This is a genomic window from Thiomonas sp. UBA7699 (assembly GCF_002482605.1).
In the GTDB taxonomy this organism is placed as follows: domain Bacteria; phylum Pseudomonadota; class Gammaproteobacteria; order Burkholderiales; family Burkholderiaceae_C; genus Thiomonas; species Thiomonas arsenitoxydans.
This window is the reverse complement of sequence record NZ_DLGH01000021.1, coordinates 142,023-165,747: the sequence shown is the minus strand read 5'-3', so window position 1 is coordinate 165,747 and position 23,725 is coordinate 142,023. Positions and strand designations below refer to the sequence as shown.

The 23,725-nt window shown below is 62.6% G+C and carries 21 protein-coding genes and 1 other RNA gene; 10 read left to right on the top strand and 12 right to left on the bottom strand.

All coding sequences use genetic code 11. The features are described 5' to 3' along the window. Window positions 1-10 precede the first annotated feature (10 nt). The 10 genes from B3H47_RS10005 to B3H47_RS09960 form a co-directional block, all read right to left on the bottom strand. Window positions 11-271 carry a type B 50S ribosomal protein L31 gene (locus B3H47_RS10005; RefSeq protein WP_013106124.1) on the bottom strand — a complete coding sequence of 87 codons (261 nt, stop codon included), beginning with the start codon at window positions 269-271 and terminating at the stop codon, window positions 11-13. Between the two features lie 140 nt (window positions 272-411). Continuing rightward, window positions 412-1,674 carry a transcription termination factor Rho gene (gene rho / locus B3H47_RS10000; protein WP_013106123.1) on the bottom strand — a complete coding sequence of 421 codons (1,263 nt, stop codon included), beginning with the start codon at window positions 1,672-1,674 and terminating at the stop codon, window positions 412-414. Between the two features lie 223 nt (window positions 1,675-1,897). Then, window positions 1,898-2,227: a thioredoxin TrxA gene (gene trxA, locus B3H47_RS09995; RefSeq protein WP_013106122.1), complete on the bottom strand. Its 330-nt coding sequence runs from the start codon at window positions 2,225-2,227 to the stop codon at window positions 1,898-1,900. A gap of 159 nt (window positions 2,228-2,386) precedes the next feature. Next, window positions 2,387-2,485: signal recognition particle sRNA small type (ffs, locus tag B3H47_RS09990), an RNA gene on the bottom strand. Between the two features lie 61 nt (window positions 2,486-2,546). After that, window positions 2,547-3,602, bottom strand: a complete 1,056-nt coding sequence (locus tag B3H47_RS09985; RefSeq protein ID WP_013106121.1) for a bifunctional UDP-4-keto-pentose/UDP-xylose synthase — start codon at window positions 3,600-3,602, stop codon at window positions 2,547-2,549. Then, window positions 3,599-4,528, bottom strand: a complete 930-nt coding sequence (locus B3H47_RS09980; protein ID WP_286986890.1) for a formyltransferase — start codon at window positions 4,526-4,528, stop codon at window positions 3,599-3,601. The genes B3H47_RS09985 and B3H47_RS09980 overlap by 4 nt, the downstream gene beginning before the upstream one ends. Then, window positions 4,525-5,547, bottom strand: coding sequence for a glycosyltransferase (locus tag B3H47_RS09975; protein ID WP_286986889.1), 1,023 nt, complete (start codon window positions 5,545-5,547; stop codon window positions 4,525-4,527). The genes B3H47_RS09980 and B3H47_RS09975 overlap by 4 nt, the downstream gene beginning before the upstream one ends. After that, entirely contained in the window at window positions 5,544-6,680 is a 1,137-nt protein-coding gene (locus B3H47_RS09970) for a DegT/DnrJ/EryC1/StrS family aminotransferase (RefSeq protein ID WP_286986888.1), read from the bottom strand. The genes B3H47_RS09975 and B3H47_RS09970 overlap by 4 nt, the downstream gene beginning before the upstream one ends. Before the next feature lie 10 nt (window positions 6,681-6,690). Then, entirely contained in the window at window positions 6,691-7,062 is a 372-nt protein-coding gene (locus tag B3H47_RS09965) for an SMR family transporter (protein WP_013123352.1), read from the bottom strand. Continuing rightward, complete coding sequence (locus tag B3H47_RS09960; RefSeq protein ID WP_286986887.1) at window positions 7,059-8,876, bottom strand: glycosyltransferase family 39 protein; 1,818 nt, start codon at window positions 8,874-8,876, stop codon at window positions 7,059-7,061. Before B3H47_RS09960 ends, B3H47_RS09965 begins: the two co-directional genes overlap by 4 nt. Before the next feature lie 129 nt (window positions 8,877-9,005). On the opposite strand from B3H47_RS09960, the gene B3H47_RS09955 reads away from it, so the two are divergent. Next, complete coding sequence (locus B3H47_RS09955; RefSeq protein WP_286986886.1) at window positions 9,006-10,637, top strand: isovaleryl-CoA dehydrogenase; 1,632 nt, start codon at window positions 9,006-9,008, stop codon at window positions 10,635-10,637. A 90-nt stretch (window positions 10,638-10,727) separates the two neighbouring features. Here the strand turns inward: B3H47_RS09955 and B3H47_RS09950 are convergent, their stop codons facing one another. Further along, window positions 10,728-11,534, bottom strand: coding sequence for an energy transducer TonB (locus B3H47_RS09950; protein WP_286986885.1), 807 nt, complete (start codon window positions 11,532-11,534; stop codon window positions 10,728-10,730). A 303-nt stretch (window positions 11,535-11,837) separates the two neighbouring features. Between B3H47_RS09950 and carA the strand changes: the two genes are divergently transcribed. The 5 genes from carA to B3H47_RS09925 all read left to right on the top strand — a co-directional run bounded on the left by carA (window position 11,838) and on the right by B3H47_RS09925 (window position 17,949). After that, window positions 11,838-12,989 carry a glutamine-hydrolyzing carbamoyl-phosphate synthase small subunit gene (gene carA / locus B3H47_RS09945; protein ID WP_286986884.1) on the top strand — a complete coding sequence of 384 codons (1,152 nt, stop codon included), beginning with the start codon at window positions 11,838-11,840 and terminating at the stop codon, window positions 12,987-12,989. 8 nt (window positions 12,990-12,997) lie between these two features. Next, the gene (gene leuE, locus B3H47_RS09940) at window positions 12,998-13,690 is read left to right on the top strand and encodes a leucine efflux protein LeuE (protein WP_286986883.1); all 693 of its coding nucleotides are present in this window, start codon (window positions 12,998-13,000) and stop codon (window positions 13,688-13,690) included. Window positions 13,691-13,727: 37 nt separating this feature from the next. Then, entirely contained in the window at window positions 13,728-16,952 is a 3,225-nt protein-coding gene (carB, locus tag B3H47_RS09935) for a carbamoyl-phosphate synthase large subunit (protein WP_286986882.1), read from the top strand. A gap of 89 nt (window positions 16,953-17,041) precedes the next feature. Beyond that, window positions 17,042-17,515 carry a transcription elongation factor GreA gene (greA, locus tag B3H47_RS09930; protein ID WP_013106110.1) on the top strand — a complete coding sequence of 158 codons (474 nt, stop codon included), beginning with the start codon at window positions 17,042-17,044 and terminating at the stop codon, window positions 17,513-17,515. Further along, window positions 17,512-17,949, top strand: a complete 438-nt coding sequence (locus tag B3H47_RS09925; protein WP_286986881.1) for a DUF4149 domain-containing protein — start codon at window positions 17,512-17,514, stop codon at window positions 17,947-17,949. Before greA ends, B3H47_RS09925 begins: the two co-directional genes overlap by 4 nt. Before the next feature lie 7 nt (window positions 17,950-17,956). Here the strand turns inward: B3H47_RS09925 and B3H47_RS09920 are convergent, their stop codons facing one another. Then, on the bottom strand, window positions 17,957-18,448 hold the full coding sequence (locus B3H47_RS09920) for a YhbY family RNA-binding protein (RefSeq protein WP_286986880.1): 492 nt from the start codon (window positions 18,446-18,448) through the stop codon (window positions 17,957-17,959). Between the two features lie 74 nt (window positions 18,449-18,522). On the opposite strand from B3H47_RS09920, the gene B3H47_RS09915 reads away from it, so the two are divergent. From B3H47_RS09915 to glmM, 4 genes are all read left to right on the top strand, one after another. Continuing rightward, the gene (locus B3H47_RS09915; RefSeq protein WP_286986879.1) at window positions 18,523-19,173 is read left to right on the top strand and encodes an RlmE family RNA methyltransferase; all 651 of its coding nucleotides are present in this window, start codon (window positions 18,523-18,525) and stop codon (window positions 19,171-19,173) included. A 183-nt stretch (window positions 19,174-19,356) separates the two neighbouring features. Next, window positions 19,357-21,264, top strand: a complete 1,908-nt coding sequence (gene ftsH, locus B3H47_RS09910) for an ATP-dependent zinc metalloprotease FtsH (protein WP_013106106.1) — start codon at window positions 19,357-19,359, stop codon at window positions 21,262-21,264. 100 nt (window positions 21,265-21,364) lie between these two features. Next, the gene (gene folP / locus B3H47_RS09905; protein WP_286986878.1) at window positions 21,365-22,192 is read left to right on the top strand and encodes a dihydropteroate synthase; all 828 of its coding nucleotides are present in this window, start codon (window positions 21,365-21,367) and stop codon (window positions 22,190-22,192) included. Between the two features lie 55 nt (window positions 22,193-22,247). Continuing rightward, window positions 22,248-23,567, top strand: a complete 1,320-nt coding sequence (gene glmM / locus B3H47_RS09900; protein WP_286986877.1) for a phosphoglucosamine mutase — start codon at window positions 22,248-22,250, stop codon at window positions 23,565-23,567. The last annotated feature ends 158 nt before the right edge of the window (window positions 23,568-23,725 follow it).

Below are 23,725 nucleotides of genomic sequence, written 5' to 3'. Positions count from 1 at the left end.
GCGATGCGCCTCAGGCTTTGCCCGCGGCCTTGGCGAACTTCTGGCGGAACTTCTCGACGCGGCCGCCCAGCGTATCGATGCTCTTTTGTTGACCGGTATAGAACGGATGCGATTCGGCGCTGGTTTCCACCTTGTACAGGGGAACCTCACGGCCGTCGTCGAGCTTGATGGTTTCGCGGGTCTGCGCGGTGGACGAGATGAGAATCTGCGAACCAGTGGACAGGTCGAGGAAGCAGACTTCGCGGTACTGGGGGTGGATTCCTGATTTCATGGGGGTTCCTTGGGTAACGATCTTGACGATCAAACGCTAGCCGCCGACGCCTGGGCTTGTTGCAAACGAGCGCTGCATGCGGCTGTTGCAAACTGTCGGTACTTGGCAAAACGCAATATTGTCGCAGATTTTTCGGGCGATCAACCGCCTCGGCGCATCAGATCGAAGAATTCGGCGTTGTTCTTGGTCTGCTTCATCTTGTCGAGCAGAAATTCCATCGCCTGAATCTCGTCCATGGGATAGAGCAGCTTGCGCAGAATCCAGGCTTTTTGCAGGATTTCGGGCTTGAGCAGCAGTTCCTCGCGGCGTGTGCCCGAGCGGTTGATGAGCATGGCGGGATAAACGCGCTTCTCCGACAGACGGCGATCCAGATGGATTTCCATATTGCCGGTGCCCTTGAATTCTTCGTAGATCACTTCGTCCATGCGGCTGCCGGTATCGACCAGCGCGGTGCCGATGATGGTCAGCGATCCACCCTCTTCGATATTGCGTGCCGCGCCAAAAAAGCGCTTGGGGCGTTGCAGGGCGTTGGCATCGACCCCGCCGGTCAAAATCTTGCCGGAGGTTGGAATGACGGTGTTGTATGCCCGCGCCAAGCGAGTGATGGAGTCGAGCAGAATGACCACATCTTTTTTCAGTTCCACCAGACGCTTGGCTTTTTCGATCACCATTTCGGCGACCTGCACGTGCCGCACGGCGGGCTCGTCGAAAGTGGAACTGACCACTTCTCCCCGCACCGAGCGCTGCATTTCGGTCACTTCTTCCGGGCGCTCGTCGATCAACAGCACGATGAGCACCACTTCAGGATGATTGTTGGTGATGGCATGCGCAAGCGCCTGCAGCATCACGGTCTTGCCGCTTTTGGGCGGGGCGACCAGCAGGCCGCGCTGCCCCTTGCCGATCGGGGCCACGATGTCGATCACACGGCCGATGATGTTCTCTTCCCCCTTGATGTCGCGCTCCAGACGCATGTGCTCCGTGGGGAACAGCGGCGTGAGGTTCTCGAACATGATCTTGTTCTTGTTCTCCTCCGGGGTCACGCCGTTGACGCGGTCGACCTTCACCAAGGCAAAGTAACGCTCGCCATCCTTGGGCACACGCACCTCGCCCTCGATGGAGTCGCCAGTGTGCAGATTGAAGCGGCGGATCTGGCTGGGCGAGATGTAGATGTCGTCGGGTGACGCCATATAGCTCGACTCGGGCGCCCGCAGAAAGCCGAAGCCGTCCGGCAGAACTTCAAGGCAGCCGTCGCCGAACACCTGCTCGCCAGTGCGGGCGTGCTTTTTGAGGATGGCAAACATCAGTTCCTGCTTGCGCAGGCGGCTGGCGTTTTCAATCTCGAACGACTGCGCCATTTCAAGCAGCTTGGAGACGTGCGTCGCTTTGAGTTCGGACAGATGCATGATGAAAAACTCGGGAAGGGGAGGCTGCGCAATATCCGTCGTCAGACGGTGCGTGCATCAGAGCAGCACGCGCAAGCAGCTAAAAGAATCGTGAGGGAATGTGGGCCGTGCCTAGGGTGCACGGCGGGGTGTCACGGCGATTGAATTGCCTGGCGCGGCGGTTCAACCTGACTGTTGCGCGGTGCGATGCTTGAGGATTGCGAACTGCACCGCGCGATAAAAATTATAGATGGGCGTCGACGAAAGCCGTCAATTGGGACTTGGAGGCAGCGCCCACTTTGTTGCCAGCCAGTTCGCCGTTCTTGAACAGCAGCAGGGTGGGAATGCCACGAATGCCGAACTTGGCGGGGATGCTGCGGTTCTCGTCCACATTGACCTTCATGATGGCGAGCTTGCCCTGGTATTCGCTGGCCATCTCGTCGAGCGTGGGCGCGATCATGCGGCAAGGCCCGCACCACTCGGCCCAGAAGTCCACGAGAACGGGAACGCCGGACTTCAGCACGTCTTGCTCGAAATCGGCGTCATTGGTGTGTTTGATCAGTTCGCTAGCCATGGTCACCTCGATAGAAAGATTTGATGGGGATTTTGACACAAGTTGCCGCTGTGGCGCTGAACGCGTGTGGTGGTTACGGAATCAGCGCTGCGACAAAAAGCCTTTGGGTTGCCGATGAACAAGCGCGCATCAGACGCAGCGGGCAGGCAAGAGTGTTGGGGTGACGAGCCGTTCCCCCGGCACTCACGGTGAACGGCTGTGGCTGCTCCGTTCCCGACCTGACCAAGTTCACCGCGCCGCGATGCGAGGCGGCCCGTCAATTGACATTGTAGGGGTAATCGCAGGGCCATCACTGCAGCGCGTGTGGCGGGGCGCTGAGTCAATCGCCCGTTTCTTCCATCAACGCCCGCGCCTGGGCGATTTGGCCGCGATAGGCCTCGAAAATCTTGCGCAGTGCGGTCTGCATGTCGGCCTTGGGCGCCCAGTCGAGGTCGCGCATAGTGTTGGTGATTTTGGGCACGCGGTTCTGCACGTCCTGATAACCCGCGCCGTAATACGCGCCAGAGCTGGTTTCCACCACCTTCACGTTTTTGGCCGATTCGGCGTATTCGGGCATGTCGGCAGCTAGGCGCAACATCATGTCGGCGAGTTCGCGCACCGAATGATTGTTGGCCGGATTGCCGATGTTGTAGATCTGGCCGCTGGCCACGCCGTTTTTGTTTTCGATGATTTTCATCAGCGCGTCGATGCCGTCGTCAATGTCGGTAAAGGCGCGTTTCTGGTGGCCGCCATCGACCAGGCTGATGGTTTCGCCGCGCACGATATGACCCAAGAACTGGGTGACGACGCGGGAGCTGCCTTCCTTCGCCGAAAAAATATTGTCCAGTCCGGCGCCGATCCAGTTGAACGGGCGGAACAGGGTGTAGTTCAGGCCGTCCTGCTGGCCGTAACCGGCAATGACGCGATCCATCAACTGCTTGGAGCAGGCGTAGATCCAGCGCGGCTTGTTGATCGGGCCGTAGACCAGCGGCGAATTCTCCGGGTCGAATTCGGCATCTCCGCTCATGCCGTACACCTCGGAAGTGGACGGGAACACCAGATGCTTCTTGTGTTTCACCGCGGCGCGCACGATGGGCAGATTGGCCTCGAAGTCGAGCTCGAACACCCGCAGCGGCGCCTTCACGTAAGTGGCCGGCGTGGCGATGGCCACCAAGGGCAGGATCACGTCGCACTTGCGCACGTGGTACTCGATCCACTCCTTGTTGATGGTGATGTCGCCTTCGAAAAATTTGAAACGCTTGTTGGCGGTGAGGTCTTCCACGCGGTCGGCGTTCATGTCCATGCCGTACACCTGCCAGTCGGTGGTGGCGAGGATGCGCATGGAGAGATGATGACCGATGAAGCCGTTGACGCCGAGGATGAGGACTTTTTTCATGATTGCTGTGTTGCGAGTTCCGAAATTTGTAGATCGTTCAGGGGAATGCCAGGTTGATCGGCATCCCATAGTTCGACGATGTGGAGTGCACCGCCATCGCCGGTTCGGGCCAGGAGTTGCCCCTCTGCGATATGCAGGCCGACCGTACTTTTGTCGGCGATTCGCGCACGCAGTGATGGTGATGCGATGCGGGCGCGCGCCACGATGAAACGCCGGCCCAGGTGATTGAAAAATGCGCCGGGGTAGGGCGGGGCCACGGCGCGGATGAGGTTGTAAACCGATTGAGCTGACTGGTTCCAGTCGATGCGACCGTCTTCGGGCTTGCGACCGCCGAAATAACTGCCGACGGACAGATCGTTGCGGCGACGCGGCACTTCCCCGCGCATCAACTGCGGCAGGACGTTCCACAGCGCGATTTCGGCGGCCACGGTGAGCTTGTCGAACACCTCCTTGGCGGTGTCGTCAGGCAGGATGGGTACGGCCTGCTGCGCGACGATGTCGCCCGCATCCGGCTTGGCTTCCATCAGATGCAGGGTGGCGCCGGTCTCGGTTTCGCCGTGCAGCACGGCCCAGTTCACCGGAACCCGGCCGCGGTATTTGGGCAGCAGCGAGCCGTGCATATTGAGCGCGGCGATTTTTGCGGCGGCCAGCAACCGCGCGGGCAGCATGCGGCGGAAGTAGAAGGAAAACAGATAGTCGGGCGAAAGCGCCGCGACCCGGTCGATCAGGGCCGCGTCAACTACGTCGTCCACATAGACCACGGGAATGCCGGCTTCTGCCGCCACGTCGGCCACGCGATCGAACCACAGGGTTTCGGTCGGGCTGTCCGGGTGGGTGACGACCAGTTGCACCTGCACACCCCGCGCGAGCAGCGTTTTGAGGCAGCGCACGCCGACGTTGTGATAGGCGAAGACGACGGCGTTCACGGCAGCGGGGCGGGGGTTTGTTGCGCGGCGTTGGCCGCCTGCGCGATATGCGGCACGAACACGCCGGGCTCGGGGGGCAGATCCTGCAACACGGCCTGCACCAGATAACGCGGACGTCCGCGCACCTGCTCATAAATGCGGCCGATGTATTCCCCCAGCAGGCCGATGCTGAACAGCACCACGCCGAGCAGGAAGAAGGTAATGGCGAACAGGGTGAATACCCCCTGTACCTGCGAACCTTCGACGAAGCGCTGCACCATGAGGTAGAGGAATAGCGCGCCCGAAGCGAGCGACAGCAAGATGCCGGAGTAAGACATGAGCTGCAGCGGCACCAGAGAAAACCCGGTGACCAGATCGAAGTTCAGCCGGATGAGCTTGAACAGTGAGTATTTGGACTCGCCCGCCTGCCGCTCTTCGTGCGCCACTTCGATTTCGGTGGGTTTGAGGGCGAAGGTGTAGGCCAGCGCGGGCACGAAGGTGTTGGACTCGGTGCAGCGATTCACCGTGTCCACGACGTCGCGGCCGTAGGCGCGCAACATGCAGCCCTGGTCGGTCATGCGCACGCTGGTGATTTTTTCGCGCGTCCAGTTCATCGCGCGGCTGGCATAGCGGCGAAACCGGCTGTCCTGGCGCATGCGGCGAATGGTGCCGACATAGTCGTAGCCCTCGCGCATTTTGGCGACGAGTTTGCCGATCTCTTCGGGCGGGTTCTGCAGATCTGCGTCGAGGGTGACGACGATAGGCGCGCGGGTGTGCTCGAAGCCCGCGAGGATGGCCATGTGCTGACCGTAGTTGCCGTTGAACAGCACCACGCGGGTGACATCCGGGCGCAGACGTTGCTGCGCGGCCAGCAGCGCGGCCGAGCGGTCGCGGCTGCCGTCGTTGACGAACAGAATTTCGTACGGCTCGTTCAGCGCATCGAGAGCGGGGTAGAGGCGGGCGAACAGCGCGGCGAGTCCGGCCTCTTCGTTGTAGACGGGAACGACCACCGAAACGGCGGGGTGAGCATGCAGAGTCATAGGCCGAATTGTCGCAGCACGGCGTCGAGGGCGTCAGTTACCCGGGTCACATCGCTGTCTTGCATGCCGGGAAAAAGCGGCAAGGTGAGAATGGAAGCGCCCACGGTTTCGGCGTGTGGAAAGTCGCCGGGTTGGAAGCCGCGCTTGCGGTAAAGGCTGAACAGGTGGATGGGCGGATAGTGCACGCCGGTGGTGATGCCGCGGTCTTTGAGCGCCTGCATCAGGGCGGCGCGTTGCACTCGCGGCGGCGGCACGATCTGGAACATATGCCAGTTGCTCTGAATGAAATCACGCGGCGGCAGTTGCACGCCCCTGGCCTCGACGCCCAGCGCATCGAACGCTGCGAAATAACGCTGCGCCAGATCGCGGCGGCGGGCGTTGAAGCGTTCGACGTGCTGCAACTGCCCCCAGCCCACGCGCGCGGCCACGTCGGTGAGATTGGACTTGCCGCCAACCACATCGACGTCCATGCCGTCCAGGCCGCTGCGCTGCACGCCTTGCAGGCGCAGGCGGCGGGCCAGATCGACGTCGGCGTCGGCAGGAAGCACCAGACAGCCGCCCTCGATGGAGGTGATGTTTTTGTTCGGATGGAAGCTGAACGAGGCAAAGTCGCCAAAGCTGCCGATGCGCTGGTGTTTCCACAGACTGCCGATCGCCTGAGCCGCGTCTTCGATGACGCGCAGACCGTGGCGGGCGGCGATGGCATAGATCGCATCCAGGTCGGCGGGCAAGCCGGCGAGGTGAACGGGCAGGATCGCCCGGGTGCGCGCCGTGATGGCCGCTTCGATGCGGTTGGCGTCGATATTGCGGGTGGCGGGATCGATGTCGACAAAAACCGGCGTGGCGCCCACCGCCAGGACCACATTGCTCGTCGCCACCCAGGACAGCGGCGTGGTGATGACTTCATCGCCCGGGCCGACGCCCAGCAGCCTGAGCGCGATCTCCATGGTGACGGTGCCGGAGGTATAGGCGAGTACCGGGCGTCCGCCGAAGTAATCGGACAGCGCCTGCTCGAAGCGAGCGCACCAGGGGCCGGTGGTGATCCACCCCGAACGCAGCACTTCGACGACACCGGCAATGGTGTCTTCGTCGATTTCCGGGCGGGTGAAGGGAAGCATGTCTTGCGGATTCATACAGTTGAATTCAGGCTCGGGCGACGATGATGACACCCACGATGATCACGGCAATGCCGACGAGTTTCTGCGCGGTGAGCGCTTCGCCGAACAGCCACCACGCGGCAAAGGCGGTCACCACATAGCCGAGCGACAGCATGGGATAGGCGATGGAGACCTGCACCCGGGTGAGCGCCAGGATCCACACCACCACGGAGACCGCGTAGAACGTCAACCCCAGCAGAATCTGCCATTGCAGGGCGAAGTGCAGTCCGGCGTGCCAGATATTGCTCGCGGTGAAGCTGAAGCGCCCCACGGTTTCGGCCCCAGATTTGATGAGCAACTGCGCCGCCGCGTTGAGCAGCACGCCGGTGAGCACCAGGCCAAAGGCGACCGCGCTCATCGCTGGGCTCCGGCTTCAGCTTGCGGGGAAACCAGCGACGGCCCTGCGTTCCAGTCTGCGGGCAGCCGCGCCGCTGCCGCTTGGGCGGCCGCGCCGTAGTCTTGCCCCGGTTTGGCGATGACGACGAAGCGGGAAGTGCGATAGATCACCGTCATCGGCATATGCAGCGCCTGCAGCGCGGGCAGGGTGGACGGCGACATCAGCGCCAGAGGCTGCTTGTCCGCGTTCCAGCGCCGGGCGAAATCGGCGTAGGTCGGCACCCACAGACCGGGCTGCTGCGTGATGCCGAAATGCAGCTCGCCCTGATATTCGACCAAGGTGACGGTGCGGTCGAGGTAAAAGGGCAAAGTCTGGTCATAAGTGCCCACAGCGTAGAACGGCTGACCCGGCAGAATCCAGGGCCGGATGGCGTGGACCACATCCTTGGTCGACGCGGTGCGGCCCAGAATCTGGAACTGCTGGATGCCCAGCGAGAACCCCAGCGTCATCGCCACGCTGACCAGCAGCACGGCCGCGGTGCGCCGACCCTGCGCCTCCCAGCGCCAAGCCACAAGCCCGCTGATCAGCGCCGCCGCTGCGGTGCCTTCGAGCCACCAGCCGAACTGCTGATACAGCGCGCCGGGCGTGGTGGCGTTGCCCAGTCGGTGCAATTGCGTGAAGCCGATCACCGCCGCCAGCCCGAGCAGCGCCAGCAGAGCAAACTGCCAGCGCAGGACTCTGGGCCGCGCCCGGTCGAGATAGTCGCCGATCAATAGTGCAATGGCCGGGAAGATGGGCAGGATGTAAGACGGCAGCTTGGATTTGGAGATGCTGAAAAACACAAAAATAAACACCGCCCAAATCACCAGCATGCCTTGTGCATGCAGGGTGCGCCCCTGTGCGCTGCCAAATGCCGCACCGCGCTGCGCGGGCCGCGCCGCGCCGCGCCAGAGGGCGGGAACAAGACTGCCCAGCCAGGGCAGCACGCCCAGGATCAGGATGGGAAAGAAGTACCACCACGGACCGGGACGTTTGAGTTCGCTGGTGAGAAATCGGGTGAACTGCTGATAGATGAAAAAGTAGTCGAAAAACTCGGGATTACGCGCTTGCACCCAGACGAACCAGGGCGCGGCAATGGCCAGAAAAATGAGCAGACCGCTGACGATATAGAGCCGCGTCCACAGCTTCCAGTCGCGGTAAATCAGGGTGTAGAGCACCAGCGCGGCGCCGGGCAGCAGAATGCCGATCAGTCCCTTGGACAGCACGGCAAGCGCCATGAAGGCCCAGGTGGCCCACATCCACCAACGGGTCTGGGCGCGACTGGCACCTGGCCGCTGCGCCAGCAGAAAGGCCATCAAACTCGCGGACATGGTGGCTGCGGTGCCCATGTCCAGCGTGTTGATGTGGCTCATCGCGTTCCAGTAAAACATGCTCGCCAGCACGCCAGCGGCAAACACCCCGGTGCGCCGGTTGAACAGCCGTGTTCCGGCCCAGCCGGTGAACAGCACCGTGAGCAGGCCGGTGAGCCCTGTCCACAGACGCGCCTGCCATTCGCCGAAGCCGAACACTTCATAAGTCACCGCAGTCGCCCAATATTGCAGCGGCGGTTTTTCGAAGTATTTGAAACCGTCGAGCCGGGGCGTGACCCAGTCGCCCGTCACCACCATTTCCCGCGGAATTTCGGCGTAGCGGCCTTCGTCAGTCGGAACCAGATCGCGCCAGCCCAGCGTGCCCAGCCAGAGAACGACGAGGGCGGCAAACATCAGCCAGGTCAGGCCGCGGCCGGGGCCGGGGCCGGTGTCTGAATCGGAAAAATCTTGTGTGGATTGCGACATGGAGCAAGCGTGTTCTGTGCAAGGCCGGGAGCCTGGCGGATAGCCGAGCATGGTAACGGGCTGTTCCTTGCGCGCCACTGAGGGTCGGTGCTGCAATGCAGAGCAGACGAAACTGAACCGGAGACTCCCATGACCTGGCCCACCCATGATGTGACCAATCAAGCCCCGCCCTTGCAGGATTACAACCTGTTCACTGCCGATCCCGCGCTGCGCGAGGCGCTCGCCCGTGCTGGCGGCGGCTGGGCGGAGGAGCAACTCACGCGCCAGGGCGCGGAGCTTGGCACCGCCGCCAGCTACGAGCAGGGGCGACTGGCCAACCAGAACACGCCGGTTCTGCGCGCTTTTGATGCCAGGGGCTTTCGCCGCGACCAGATCGAGTTTCACCCGGCCTGGCATGCGCTGATGAGCGACATCGCCCGGCGCGGCCTGCACACCGGCCCTTGGGCGCAGCCGCAGCCGGGGGCGCATGTGGCGCGGGCGGCGGGCTTCATTCTGCAAACGCAGATCGAAGCCGGGTCGATGTGTCCCACCACCATGACCTACGGCGCGATTCCCGCGATGTCGCGCGACGCCTTGCTGGCGCGTGACTGGCTGCCCACGCTGATGCGCCCGGAATACGACCCGCGCGATCTGCCGCTGGCGCAAAAGCGCGGCGGCCTGATCGGTATGGGCATGACCGAAAAGCAGGGCGGGTCGGACTTGCGCAGCAACACCTCCCGCGCCGAACCCGACGGCGCGGGCGGCTACCGCCTGACTGGGCACAAGTGGTTTTTCTCCGCGCCGCAATGCGATGCCCATCTCGTGCTCGCGCAGACCGCGGGCGGCCTGAGCTGCTTTTTCGTGCCCCGCTGGGCTCCGGACGGCAGCAAGAACCCGGTGCTGATCCAGCGACTCAAAGACAAACTGGGCAACCGTTCCAACGCCTCGTCCGAAGTGGAATTTCAGGGGGCTTGGGGGCATCTGCTCGGCGAAGAAGGGCGCGGTGTGCCGACCATTCTGGAAATGGGCACCTACACCCGGCTGGATTGCGTGCTTGGCACCACCGGGCTGATGCGCCAGGCGCTGAGCCAGGCGGTGCACTACGCGCGGCACCGCCAGGCTTTCGGCGCCGCGCTGATCGACCAGCCGCTGATGCGCAATGTGCTGGCCGACATGGCGCTGGAGGTCGAAGCCGCCATCGCGCTGGCCCTGCGGCTGGCGCAGGCCTTCGACTCGCAGCACGACGAGGCGCAGTCGCTGCTGCGACGCCTGCTCACGCCGGCGGGCAAATTTCGCATCTGCAAACGCGGCGCCGAACTCGCAGCCGAGGCGATGGAGGTGCTGGGCGGCAACGGCTATGTCGAAGATGATGTGCAGGCGCGCATCTACCGCGAGATGCCGGTGAACTCCATCTGGGAAGGATCGGGCAATGTGATGTGTCTGGACGTGCTGCGCGCTCTGGGTAAAAACCCGCGCACCGCCGACGCCCTGATGGCTGAACTCGCCCCGGCGCAGGGGCGCAACGCCCATTTCGACGCGCACCTGCAGCGCTTCTCAGCGGCTCTGCGTGATACCGATGCGCTGCAATCGCGCGCCCGGGCGCTGACCCACGACCTCGTGCTGGCCGTGCAGGCCGCTTTGCTGCTGCGTCACGCGCCAGAGCCGATCGCCCAGGCTTTCTGCGCATCCCGGCTCGGGGGTGAGTGGGGTGGGGGCTTCGGCACCTTGAGTAAGGCGACGGATTTCGATCTGCTGCTCAGTCGGGCGCTGCAAACGGCGTGAGCAGAGATCTCAAGAAGCTCGCCGGGCCGCCCCAGAGCTTCTTGCCCCTTGAGGGGAGAGCCGAGCGAAGCGAAGGTTTTCGGGGTGGTCTCAATTCAAAATGCGGAACTTGATCGGCACCAGCACCCAGGACGTGATCGACTGACCGTTGCGCGTGGCGGCCACAAAGCGCCATTGCGCCACGGTGGTTTCGGCGGCTTCGTCCAGCCGCGAATAGCCGCTGGACGACATGAGCTTGATCTGCAGCGGGCGCCCATTCGGGCCCACCTGCACCTTGAGCAGGGCCGTGCCCTCCTCACCCAATTGGCGCGACAGCCGGGGATAAGGCGGCGGCGGATTGTCGAGATACTCCGCCTTGTACGACGCCGCAGTCTCCACGACGGGCTCGGGCGCAGCGGAGGCCGCCGCCGCGGGATGGGGCGGGCCAGGTGCCACTGTCGGCGTGGCGACCTGCGGGGCCGCACTGGGCGCGGCAGTTTTCGCCGGGAGGTCGGGGGCAGGAGGGGCCTCAGACGCTGCGGTCGGCTCGATCGACGGCGTGTTCGCGCGTGGCAACACTGGCTTCGGCGGCTGCGGGCGCTGGGATATCGTTGGAATCTGCGAGGTCGGATGCGGCGGAGCGGGTCGGGTGAAGTGCTTTTTCGGTGGGGCGGGCTGCGTTTTTTCGGGCGGCGGCACGGCCGCAGCCGCCTGGGGTGGCGCAGGGGGCCGCGCGGCAGGCAGCGGTGCTTTCTGCAAGGTGATCCATTCAATCCGCTGTTCCGGCTTGTTGGGCGCCTGGGCGGGCGTGAACACCAGCCAGGCGAGCAGCAAGGCGTGCGCGAGCAGAACGCCGAACGCGAGGGCGAGCAGGGGGATGGGCCGAGGCGGGGGCGTCAGAGAGGGAAGGGTGTTCATTACGACAAGTCGGCGTGTCCGGGCGCTTTGAGCGGCCCCTGGGCCGGGCTAGGCCCAGCCCGCCCCTACGTGGGGATCAAGCGAACTTGGGCGGCCCAGCGTTTCCTTGAGACGCTGCGCAGACGAACCGCATGAATATAATCTGACAAATTTTGTGCGCCTGAAGTGTTGCCGCCCTGCGGTGACCCCCAAGGGGCGTGATGGTCGGGCAAATTGGCCTCACAGCTATTTGCTCGCCGCCCCCAGATTGTCGGCCAGGCTGGCGATCCATTCCAATATCCGGGCGCTCACCGGAGAATTCTCATGCTGTCCATGCTGCCCAAAGCCGTTCTGGTTCTCGCCGACGGCTCGATCTTTCGCGGCCTTTCCATTGGCGCGAGTGGGCAAACGGTTGGCGAAGTGGTGTTCAACACCGCGATGACCGGCTATCAGGAAATCCTGACTGATCCCAGCTACTGCCGCCAGATCGTCACCCTGACTTATCCACATATCGGCAACGTCGGCGCCAATGCACAGGACGTGGAAGCGGCCCAGGTGCATGCCGCCGGGCTGATCATCAAGGATCTGCCGCTGCAGATGTCGAACTATCGCGGCGAACAGACGCTCGACGCCTATCTGCGCCAAAACGGGACGGTCGCCATCGCCGGGATCGACACCCGCAGGCTGACGCGCCACTTGCGCACCGAGGGCGCGCAGAGCGGCTGCGTCATTGCCCTGGAGGCGGGGCAAGACATCACCGATGCGGTGATTCAGACGGCGCTCGAAGGCGCGCGCGGCTTTGCCGGTCTGGCCGGTCTGGATCTGGCCCGCGTCGTCACCACGCCGCAACCCTACGAGTGGACGCAGACCGACTGGTCGCTGGAGCGAGGTTATGGCGACATGACCCAGCCCCTGCGTCATGTCGTGGCCTACGACTTCGGCGTGAAGTTCAACATCCTGCGCCTGCTGGCGGCACGCGGCTGCCGCGTCACCGTGGTGCCCGCGCAAACCTCTGCCGCCGACGTGCTGGCGCTGCGGCCCAACGGCGTGTTCCTCTCCAACGGCCCGGGCGACCCCGAACCCTGCGATTACGCCATTGCCGCGACCCAGAGCATCATCGCCGCTGACATGCCGACCTTCGGCATTTGCCTCGGCCATCAGATCATGGGGCTGGCCGCTGGCGGCAAGAGCTTCAAGATGAAATTCGGTCATCACGGCGCCAATCACCCGGTCAAAGACCTCGATAGCGGCCGCGTGTCCATCACCAGCCAGAACCACGGTTTTGCGGTAGACGCGGCCAGCCTGCCCGACACCGTGCGCACCACGCATGTCTCGCTGTTCGACGGCACGCTGCAAGGGCTGGCCTGGAAAAACAAACCGGCTTTCTGCTTTCAGGGCCACCCCGAAGCCAGTCCCGGGCCGCATGACATCGGCTACCTGTTCGACCGTTTTGTCGCTCTGATGGATCGCGCCTGAGACTGCCCATGGATCACATGTTCGGCGTCGTCAATCTGTGGACCTATGTGCTCGGGGTGATTTTCATCGTCCTGCTGCCGGGGCCGAACTCGCTCTATGTGCTGAGTGTGGCGGCGCAGCGCGGAGTGCGCCAAGGCTATCGGGGGGCGTTCGGGGTGTTTCTGGGCGACACGGTGTTGATGGTGCTGGCCGCAGCCGGGGCAGCCTCGTTGCTGGAAACCAATCTGGCCCTGTATCACCTGGTTCAGGCGGCGGGAGCGCTGTATTTGGGTTGGCTGGGCGTCAATATGCTGCGCGCGGCCTGGAAGCGCTGGCATACGCCTGACACCGGGCTGCATGCCCAGGCGCCGCAGCCTCATGCCCACCCCGCGCAGGCCGGAAAGAGGCTGGAAAACCCGTTTCAAAAAGCCTTGTTCATCAGTCTGCTCAACCCCAAGGCGATTTTGTTTTTTGTGTCGTTTTTCATCCAGTTCGTCGATCCGCATTACCCGCATCCGGCGCTGTCGTTTCTGCTGCTGGGACTTATCGTCCAGTTCTTCAGCCTGCTCTATCTGTCGGTGCTGATCTTTGGCGGCGTGCGTGTGGCGGATGCCTTCCGCCGCCGCCGACGCCTTTCCGCGCTGACGATGGGCGCGACCGGGGCCGGATTTTTCGGCTTCGGCGTGAAACTGGCGCTGGCGGCCACCGCAAGAACACACTGATTTTTCACCTGATTCAACCGCATAAAGAGACTCGCCCATGCCCAAGCGCAGCGACATTAAAAGCATTCTGATCATCGGGGCCGGCCCCATCGTCATCGGCCAGGCCTGCGAGTTCGACTACTCCGGCGCCCAGGCCTGCAAGGCGCTGCGCGAAGAGGGCTACAAGGTCATTCTGGTCAACAGCAATCCGGCGACCATCATGACCGACCCGGAAACGGCCGATGTGACCTATATCGAGCCCATCACCTGGCAGGTGGTCGAGACCATCATCGAGAAAGAACGGCCCGACGCCATCCTGCCGACCATGGGCGGGCAGACCGCGCTGAACTGCGCGCTCGATCTGCATCACAACGGGGTGCTGGGCAAGTACGGGGTGGAGCTGATCGGCGCCAAGCCCGCGGCCATCGACATGGCCGAAGACCGTCAGAAGTTCAAGCAGGCCATGACGCGTATCGGTCTGGGTTCGGCGCGTTCGGGCATTGCGCATACCCTCGAAGAAGCTTGGGGCGTGCAGAAGACCATCGGCTTCCCTGTCATCATCAGACCCAGTTTCACCCTGGGCGGCACCGGCGGCGGCATCGCCTACAACCCTGAGGAATTCGAGACCATCTGCAAGCGCGGCATCGAAGCGTCGCCCACAAACGAGTTGCTGATCGAGGAATCGCTGATCGGCTGGAAAGAGTTCGAGATGGAAGTGGTGCGCGACAGCGCCGACAACTGCATCATCGTCTGCTCGATCGAAAACCTCGACCCGATGGGCGTGCACACCGGCGACTCGATCACCGTCGCCCCGGCGCAGACCCTGACCGACAAGGAATACCAGATCATGCGCAACGCCAGCATCGCGGTGCTGCGCGAAATCGGCGTGGATACCGGCGGGTCAAACGTGCAGTTCGCGGTGAATCCCAAGGACGGACGGCTGATTGTCATCGAGATGAATCCGCGAGTGAGCCGGTCTTCGGCGCTGGCGTCCAAGGCCACGGGCTTTCCGATCGCCAAGATCGCCGCCAAGCTGGCGGTCGGCTACACCCTCGACGAACTGCGCAACGACATCACCGGCGGCGTCACCCCGGCCTCATTCGAGCCGACCATCGACTACGTGGTCACCAAGGTGCCGCGTTTTGCCTTCGAGAAATTCCCGCAAGCCGACTCGCGTCTGACCACGCAGATGAAGTCGGTCGGCGAGGTCATGGCCATGGGCCGCACGTTTCAAGAGAGTTTCCAGAAGGCGCTGCGCGGGCTCGAAGTGGGCGTCGATGGCATGAACGAAAAGACGCAAGACCGCGAGGTGCTGGAGAAGGAGCTGGGCGAGCCCGGCCCCGAGCGCATCTGGTATGTCGGCGACGCCTTCGCGCAGGGCATGAGCCTGGACGAAGTGCACCAGCTCACCCGCATCGACCCGTGGTTTCTGGCGCAGATTCAAGACATCGTGCAGACCGAGCTGGAGCTGGAGCGCAACTTCACCCTCGATCAGCTCGATCGCGAGCATCTCTACGCGCTCAAGCAAAAGGGCTTCTCTGATCGCCGTCTTGCCAAGCTGCTGCACACCACCGAGACGGCGGTGCGCAGCCGCCGTCGTTCGCTGCAGGTGCGGCCGGTGTTCAAGCGGGTCGATACCTGCGCGGCCGAGTTCGGCACGCAAACGGCCTATCTCTACTCGTCCTACGACGAAGAGTGCGAAGCCGCGCCCACCACGCGCAAAAAAATCATGGTGCTCGGCGGCGGGCCCAACCGTATCGGCCAGGGCATCGAGTTCGACTATTGCTGCGTGCACGCGGCACTGGCTATGCGGGCCGACGGCTATGAAACCATCATGGTCAACTGCAACCCGGAGACGGTGTCGACCGATTACGACACCTCCGACCGACTGTATTTCGAGCCGCTCACGCTGGAAGACGTGCTGGAAGTCGTCGATAAGGAGCGGCCGACGGGTGTGATCGTGCAGTATGGCGGGCAGACGCCGCTCAAGCTCGCACTCGATCTCGAAGCCAATGGCGTGCCCATCATCGGCACCAGCCCGGACATGATCGACATGGCCGAAGACCGCGAGCGCTTCCAGCACTTGGTCGAACAACTCGGCCTGCTGCAGCCGCCCAACCGCACCGCGCGCTCGGAAGCCGAAGCGCTGACCAAGGCCGAGGAAATCGGCTACCCGCTGGTGGTGCGTCCCAGCTATGTGCTGGGCGGCCGCGCCATGGAAATCGTGCACGAACAGCGCGACCTCGAGCGCTATATGCGCGAAGCGGTGAAGGTGAGCCATGACTCTCCGGTGCTGCTCGACCGCTTTTTGAATGACGCCATCGAATGCGATGTCGATGCCATCTGCGACGGCACTGAGGTGTTCATCGGCGGGGTGATGGAACACATCGAGCAGGCCGGTGTGCACAGCGGCGACTCGGCTTGCTCGCTGCCGCCATACTCGCTGTCAGCGGCCACAGTGGCACGCATCAAGGAGCAGACCGTCAAGCTCGCGCATGGCCTCAAGGTCGTCGGCCTGATGAACGTGCAATTCGCCATTCAGCAACTCGACGGGGAGGATCGCATCTTCCTGCTGGAAGTGAACCCGCGGGCTTCGCGCACCGTGCCCTTTGTCTCCAAGGCCACGGGATTGCAACTCGCCAAAATCGCCGCACGCTGCATGGCCGGACAGACGCTGGCGCAGCAAGGCATCACCAAGGAAATCACGCCGCCCTACTACTGCGTGAAAGAGGCGGTGTTTCCGTTCAATAAATTCCCGGGCGTCGATCCCATCCTCGGGCCTGAAATGAAATCGACGGGCGAAGTCATGGGTGTGGGCCGAACCTTTGGCGAGGCCTTCGTCAAGTCGCAGCTCGCGGCCGGTACCCGCCTGCCCGATCCGCAGGCCGGTGGCAAGGTGTTTTTGTCGGTCAAGCAAAGCGACAAGCCGGACGCCGTTGAAGTCGCGCGTCAGTTGGTGGCCATGGGTTTTGGCGTGGTGGCTACCCGCGGAACCGCGGCCGCCATCGCCGAGGCGGGGGTGGAAGTGCAGGTGATCAACAAGGTCACCGAGGGGCGCCCGAATATCGTGGACATGCTCAAGAGCAACGAGATCGTGCTGGTGATCAACACGGTGGAAGAGCGCCGCAATGCCATCACCGACTCGCGCGCCATCCGCACTTCGGCGCTGGCCGCGCGGGTTACGACCTACACCACCATTTCCGGCGCACTTGCCGCGGTCGAGGGGATGAAACAACTGCAGAAAATCGCGGTTTACCCCTTGCAATCATTCGCAAACGCGTAAAATCTGTTCCATCTGAGCACCGCACCCAGGCGATTCGACGCCGCAGGCTGCGGTGCTCGTTTTTTTCCTGGTTTAACGGAGGCCCAATCATGGCGACCCCCATGACGCGCAAAGGCGCGGAACAACTCAAGCAAGAACTGCATCGTCTCAAGACCATCGAACGACCCGCGGTGATCCAGGCCATAGCCGAAGCGCGCGCGCAAGGCGATTTGTCTGAAAACGCCGAATACGACGCGGCCCGCGACAAGCAGGGCTTTATCGAAGGCCGCATCGCCGATATCGAGGGCAAGCTCGGCACAGCGCAGATCATCGATCCGAGCGAACTGCAGGCCGACGGCCGCGTGGTGTTCGGCGCTACGGTGGAACTGAGCGACGAATCCAGCGGCGACGAAATCACCTACCAGATCGTGGGCGATGACGAAGCCGATCTCAAGCAGGGACGCATTTCCATCAACTCCCCCATCGCTCGGGCGCTGATCGGCAAAGAGTCCGGTGAAGTCGCGCAGGTCGCCGCGCCGGGTGGCGTGCGCCACTACGAAATTCTTGCCGTGCACTACCGATGAGCAGTCTGCGCACCCGCTGGTTTCTCGCCGCGCTCTGGCTGGGCGGCATGGTGGCCGTCGGCCTCATTGGCGCACCTACGGCGTTCGCCACGGTGCCCGAGAAAATGATCGCCGCCGCCGTGGCCAGTCGCATGTTCTACCTCATGGCGCTGGCCGCCATCGTTTTCGGCGTGCTGATTGCCGCGCTCGAACGGTTTGCCGACAAAAAGGTGATGTCGGCAGATCTGCTGCTGCCGCTGGGTGGCGTGTTTTTTGCCGTCCTGGGCGAGTTCGGCGTAGTGCCTCGGTTGCTGCAGGCCGCCTATAGCCATTCGCCGCAAGCAGGCATGTGGCACGGTATCGCCAGTCTGGTGTTCGCCCTGCAGGCCCTGTGTGTGGCGGCATATGTGTGGCGGCTGCCAACACGCCGCAAAACGGCCTGTAACCTCTTTTGAACGCGTTTCAGCCGCGAGACGATTTTTTCACGCTGGTCTGGCGCGGCTTGGCGCGCTTAACCTTCCCAGTGGCCGAAAGGCGCTGATTGCCCAGCAGGGTGACACGCTTGACCTTGGCCCGGTGTGTCGGGCTGCTGGCAGGCACGACCACTTTGACGGTGCGGGGCGATTTGCCGCGCTTGGCAACTTGCGTTTCTTCTCCAGGCGCCTGCCGGGTTTCTTTCGGGCGTGGCCGGTACAACACCAGCAGTTTGCCAATCGCCTGCACAGGAGCGGCTCCCAACGTGTCGCAGATGGTGTGTTGCATGGCCAGGCGCGCCGCGGCATCGTCACCGAACACGCGCACCTTGATGAGTTCATGCGCCTTGAGCGCCACGTCGATTTCCGCCAGATTGGCCGGATTGAGCCCTTGCTCGCCGATCATCACGACGGGTTTGAGCCCATGTGCCTGGGCGCGCAGGCTGCTGCGAAAGGGCGGAGTGAGTTCCAATGGGGTCATGATTGCCAAGCGCGTCGCAACATCTTTGTGCGCGCATTTTGAAGTCTTAATCCGCTATTGTCCTTGAAGAACCCATGTCGAGTGCGAAGAAAAACAAATTCAGCAAAGCCTGGCTGCAGGATCATCTCAACGATCCCTATGTGAAGATGGCGCAGCGTGAGGGCTATCGAGCCCGCGCCGCCTACAAGCTCAAGGAAATCGACGAGGCCGAGGGGCTGTTGCGGCCCGGGCAGATCGTGGTCGATCTGGGCAGCACGCCGGGCTCGTGGTCGCAATATGCGCGCAACCGGCTGATGCGTGGCGGCGCGGTTCAGGGCACTATTTTGGCGCTGGATTTGCTGCCCATGGAGCCCGTGCCCGATGTGCATTTTCTGCTGGGTGACTTCCGCGAAGAGGCGGTGGTGAATCAGTTGGAGGCGCTTCTCGAAGGGCGCAAGGTCGACGTGGTGTTGTCCGATATGGCGCCCAATCTCACCGGCATTCCGTCGGCCGATGCGGCCCGAATCGAACATCTGAGCGAACTCGCCCTGGACTTTGCGCAGCGCTGGCTGCAACCCCAAGGCGCGATGGTGATCAAGACCTTTCACGGCAGTTATTACAGTCAGATCGTGAAGGCTTTCAAGCTGGTATTCCAGCAGGTGAAGGCGGTCAAGCCGCAAGCATCGCGCGACAAGTCGGCGGAAACTTTCATCCTGGCGCGAACGCTGAAAAAGTCGGCTGCGTAAGCGCTCAACGTGATTGCAGCCACCGCGACAGACTTGCTATTTGTCAAATTCGATCAGATTGACGGAATCAATAGCCCATTTTGTCGGATCGGTTTTCCACAATCGCTGCGCCCCGCCTCTTGAAATGCCTAAAATGCGCTGCATGTCTTGCATCTGCGCTTGCCCTGTTTCAGGAGGTTGGTTTTGAATAATCAATGGTTTTCCAAAATTGCGATCTGGCTGGTGATCGGTCTCGTACTGTTCACGGTGTTCAAGCAGTTCGATCGTCCCCAGCAGACCGCAGATGCCGTGAGCTACACCCAGTTCATGCAAGACGCGAAAGCCGGGCGCATCAAAAAAGTCATCGTGCACCAGAGCGGCATTCTGGACGTCACGACCACGGAAGGGCGTCGTTTCAATCTCACCTCTCCCGGCGACCTGTGGATGGTGGGCGATCTGGTGAAAGACGGTGTCGATGTCGTCGGCGCCCCGCGCCAGGAGCAATCGTTCCTGACGCAGATCTTCATTTCCTGGTTCCCGATGCTGTTGCTGATCGGCGTCTGGGTGTACTTCATGCGCCAGATGCAGGGCGGTGGCCGTGGCGGTGCGTTCAGCTTCGGCAAGTCCAAGGCCCGTCTGCTCGATGAATCGAGCAACAACGTAACCTTTGCCGACGTCGCCGGTTGCGACGAAGCCAAGGAAGACGTGAAGGAACTGGTGGATTTTCTCAAAGATCCGCAGAAATTCCAGAAACTTGGCGGGCGCATCCCTCGGGGCGTGCTGCTTGTCGGCCCGCCCGGTACCGGCAAGACGCTGCTAGCCAAGAGTATTGCGGGCGAAGCAAAAGTGCCGTTTTTTACCATCTCGGGTTCTGACTTTGTCGAAATGTTCGTCGGCGTGGGTGCGGCCCGTGTGCGCGACATGTTCGAGAACGCGAAAAAGCACGCGCCTTGCATCATCTTCGTCGATGAAATCGACGCCGTGGGTCGCCATCGTGGCGCTGGTCTGGGCGGCGGCAACGATGAACGCGAGCAGACCCTCAACCAGATGCTGGTGGAGATGGACGGCTTCGAGACCAATCTCGGGGTGATCGTGATCGCGGCGACCAACCGGCCCGACATTCTCGACCCGGCGCTGCTGCGTCCTGGCCGCTTCGACCGGCAGGTCTATGTCACGCTGCCGGATATCCGCGGTCGCGAGCAGATTCTGCAAGTGCATATGCGCAAGATTCCCGTGGGCACCGATATCCGGGCCGACATTCTGGCGCGAGGCACTCCCGGATTCTCCGGCGCCGATCTGGCCAATCTGGTCAACGAAGCCGCTCTGTTCGCCGCCCGCCGCAGTGCGCGAGTGGTTGAAATGGAAGACTTCGAACGCGCCAAAGACAAGATCATGATGGGTGCGGAGCGCAAGGGCATGGTCATGCCGGAAGAAGAGCGCCGCAATACGGCTTATCACGAGTCGGGCCACGCGCTGGTTGCCATGATGCTGCCTAAGACCGATCCGGTGCACAAGGTCACCATCATTCCGCGCGGCCGCGCACTGGGCGTCACCATGCAGTTGCCTGAGACCGATCGCTACAGCATGGATCGTGACCGCATGCTCAACATGATCTCCGTGCTGTTCGGCGGCCGCATTGCCGAAGAAGTGTTCATGAATCAGATGACCACGGGCGCTTCCAATGACTTCGAACGCGCCACGCAGCTGGCACGCGACATGGTCACGCGCTACGGCATGACCGAGTCGCTGGGCCCCATGGTTTACGCGGAGAACGAAGGCGAGGTGTTCCTCGGACGGTCGATTACCAAGACCACGCATGTTTCGGAGCAGACCATGCAGAAGGTCGATTCGGAGATCCGTCGCATCATCGACGAGCAGTACGCGTTGGCTCGTCGGCTGATCGAGGAAAACCAGGACAAGATGCACGCCATGGCGGCAGCCTTGCTCGAATGGGAAACCATCGACTCCGATCAACTGGCCGACATCATGGCGGGCCGCGAGCCCCGTCCACCCAAGCTGCCGCCCAGCAGCGGCCCGACGTCCGCCCCGCGTACGCCCTCGGCGCCCGCAACCGGCGCTGCGCCTGACGCCCCTTCAGCGACGGCGGCCTGATTTTCGGGCTTCACTGGCGGTATTCATATTCAGCTCGCTACAGCGAGTTCAGCAACGGCCCGGTCTAAAACCGGGCCGTTTTTTTTAGGAATCATCTCCGATGGCAAATCATTGGCAAGCAGGGCGCTTCACCCTGCAATTGCATCGGCCCCTGGTCATGGGCATCGTCAACGTCACGCCGGATTCATTTTCCGATGGCGGGCAGCATGCGGATGCGGTGCTCGCCTTGCGACATGCACAGACTTTGGTGGAGCAGGGGGCCGATATTCTGGATATTGGCGGCGAGTCGTCCCGCCCGGGCTCTCCGCGGCTGAGCCATGCGCAGGAATGGGCGCGCATCGCCCCGGTCTTACAGGAGACCGTGCGCTGGAACGTCCCGGTTTCGGTGGATACTTACCAACCCGAAACCATGCGCCGGGCACTCGATCTGGGCGCGGACATCATTAACGATATTCACGCTTTGCAGCGGCCGGGCGCCCTCGAAGTGGTCGCCGCTTCAAAGGCCGGGGTCTGTCTCATGCACATGCAGGGCGATCCCGCCAGCATGCAGCAGGCGCCGCACTATGCGGACGTTTTAGGCGAAGTCCGGGAATTTCTGTGGAGCCGTGTCGCTGCGGCCGAGTCGATGGGTATCGACCGATCCCGCATCGCCCTCGATCCGGGGTTTGGCTTTGGCAAAACGCTGGAACACAATCTGACTCTTGCGAAAGGTTTACCTGCGCTCGCGCAATCGGGATACCCGCTGCTGGTGGGACTTTCGCGTAAATCGATGATCGGCGCACTGACGGGGCGCGATGTGGGCGAGCGTCTGCCGGGCAGCTTGGGCGCAGTGCTGGCTTGTGTGGCAGCGGGTGCGCAGATCGTGCGCGTCCACGACGTTGGGCCGACATGCGACGCGATTAAAGTGTGGAACGCCATGCGCGCCTGAGTTCGGGCTTGCTCAAGCGCGCACAACAATCGCATAACAACCTTTGGGAGAAGGAATGAGCAGACAGTATTTCGGCACCGACGGCGTCCGTGGCCATGTGGGCAAAAGCCCGATCGTGCCAGAGTTCGGCATGCGCCTGGGGCATGCCGCGGGCAAGGTGTTGCGCAGCCAGGGCGTCGGTCGGCCGACGGTGTTGATCGGCAAGGACACACGCATCTCGGGCTATATGCTCGAAGCTGCGCTGGAGTGCGGCTTCATTGCCGCCGGTTGCGATGTGGTGCTGGTCGGCCCATTGCCTACGCCCGGAGTGGCCTATCTCACCCGGGCGTTGCGCCTGGATCTCGGGGTGGTCATCAGTGCATCGCACAATCCGTTTGCCGACAATGGCATCAAGTTTTTCTCGGCGGGCGGCAGCAAGTTGCCCGATGTATGGGAGCTGGAAGTGGAAGCAACCCTGCCCGAGGCCGAGGGCTGCGTGCCCTCCGAGCAACTCGGCAAGGCCCGCCGACTCGATGATGCCGCGGGGCGCTACATCGAGTTTTGCAAAAGCACATTTCCTAATCACCTCACCCTCAAGGGCCTGCGGCTGGTAGTGGACTGTGCGCATGGCGCGGCCTATCACATCGCGCCCGCGGTGTTTCATGAACTGGGGGCCGAGGTCATTTCCATCGGGGCGCAGCCCGATGGTTTCAATATCAACAAAGAGGTCGGCGCAACGGCGCCGGATGCGCTGATCCGCGCCGTGCGCGCCAACCAGGCCGACTACGGCATCGCCCTTGATGGCGACGCCGACCGCCTGCAACTCGTTGACCGCCACGGCCGCCTGTTCAACGGTGACGAGTTGCTTTATCTGCTGGCGATGGATCGCAAGCCCGCTGGAGTAGTTGGCACGCTGATGACCAATCTCGCGGTGGAAAAAGCGCTTGAGCAGCAGGGCATGGAGTTCGTGCGCGCGGCCGTTGGCGACCGCTATGTGCTCGAAGAACTGCTCGCCCGCGGTTGGCAGCTTGGCGGCGAAGGCTCTGGTCACATGCTGCTGCTCGATCGGCATACGACAGGCGACGGCATCGTGGCCGCGCTGCAGATGCTTGAGCTTGTCGTGCGAACCGGTCGCAGCCTGAGTGAGCAATTGCAGGCCGTCCAACTGTTTTCGCAGACGCTGCTCAACGTCAAGCTGCCGCCCGGGCTCGACTGGAAGACCCACGCCGGCTTTGCCCAGGCCCGCGCCGAGGCGGAACACCAGATCAATGGCAGCGGGCGGATTTTGATCCGCCCTTCCGGAACGGAGCCGGTGCTGCGCATCATGGTCGAGCATCCTGTGCAGGAACAAGGTGCGCGAGTGGCCTCCGCTCTGAAAGCCGCCTTGCTGGAATAAATGGCGGGTGCGGGCTCCTCAGGGCCGGGCTAAGGTATTGATTTTCAATGAACCAGTTGTGAGAGTCGTAACAAGGCACATCACATCACCAAGTTGTCACATTGGACGTCTGAAATGATGCCTAGCCCCGCGATTTTTGAGCGGGAATTGCCACTTCG

Coding starts and splice junctions, on each gene's coding strand:
- B3H47_RS10005 (WP_013106124.1), bottom strand. CDS start 271: ATGAAATCAGGAATCCACCCCCAGTACCGCGAAGTCTGCTTCCTCGAC.
- rho (WP_013106123.1), bottom strand. CDS start 1,674: ATGCATCTGTCCGAACTCAAAGCGACGCACGTCTCCAAGCTGCTTGAA.
- trxA (WP_013106122.1), bottom strand. CDS start 2,227: ATGGCTAGCGAACTGATCAAACACACCAATGACGCCGATTTCGAGCAA.
- B3H47_RS09985 (WP_013106121.1), bottom strand. CDS start 3,602: ATGAAAAAAGTCCTCATCCTCGGCGTCAACGGCTTCATCGGTCATCAT.
- B3H47_RS09975 (WP_286986889.1), bottom strand. CDS start 5,547: ATGACTCTGCATGCTCACCCCGCCGTTTCGGTGGTCGTTCCCGTCTAC.
- B3H47_RS09970 (WP_286986888.1), bottom strand. CDS start 6,680: ATGAATCCGCAAGACATGCTTCCCTTCACCCGCCCGGAAATCGACGAA.
- B3H47_RS09965 (WP_013123352.1), bottom strand. CDS start 7,062: ATGAGCGCGGTCGCCTTTGGCCTGGTGCTCACCGGCGTGCTGCTCAAC.
- B3H47_RS09960 (WP_286986887.1), bottom strand. CDS start 8,876: ATGTCGCAATCCACACAAGATTTTTCCGATTCAGACACCGGCCCCGGC.
- B3H47_RS09955 (WP_286986886.1), top strand. CDS start 9,006: ATGACCTGGCCCACCCATGATGTGACCAATCAAGCCCCGCCCTTGCAG.
- B3H47_RS09950 (WP_286986885.1), bottom strand. CDS start 11,534: ATGAACACCCTTCCCTCTCTGACGCCCCCGCCTCGGCCCATCCCCCTG.
- carA (WP_286986884.1), top strand. CDS start 11,838: ATGCTGTCCATGCTGCCCAAAGCCGTTCTGGTTCTCGCCGACGGCTCG.
- leuE (WP_286986883.1), top strand. CDS start 12,998: ATGGATCACATGTTCGGCGTCGTCAATCTGTGGACCTATGTGCTCGGG.
- carB (WP_286986882.1), top strand. CDS start 13,728: ATGCCCAAGCGCAGCGACATTAAAAGCATTCTGATCATCGGGGCCGGC.
- greA (WP_013106110.1), top strand. CDS start 17,042: ATGGCGACCCCCATGACGCGCAAAGGCGCGGAACAACTCAAGCAAGAA.
- B3H47_RS09925 (WP_286986881.1), top strand. CDS start 17,512: ATGAGCAGTCTGCGCACCCGCTGGTTTCTCGCCGCGCTCTGGCTGGGC.
- B3H47_RS09920 (WP_286986880.1), bottom strand. CDS start 18,448: ATGACCCCATTGGAACTCACTCCGCCCTTTCGCAGCAGCCTGCGCGCC.
- B3H47_RS09915 (WP_286986879.1), top strand. CDS start 18,523: ATGTCGAGTGCGAAGAAAAACAAATTCAGCAAAGCCTGGCTGCAGGAT.
- folP (WP_286986878.1), top strand. CDS start 21,365: ATGGCAAATCATTGGCAAGCAGGGCGCTTCACCCTGCAATTGCATCGG.
- glmM (WP_286986877.1), top strand. CDS start 22,248: ATGAGCAGACAGTATTTCGGCACCGACGGCGTCCGTGGCCATGTGGGC.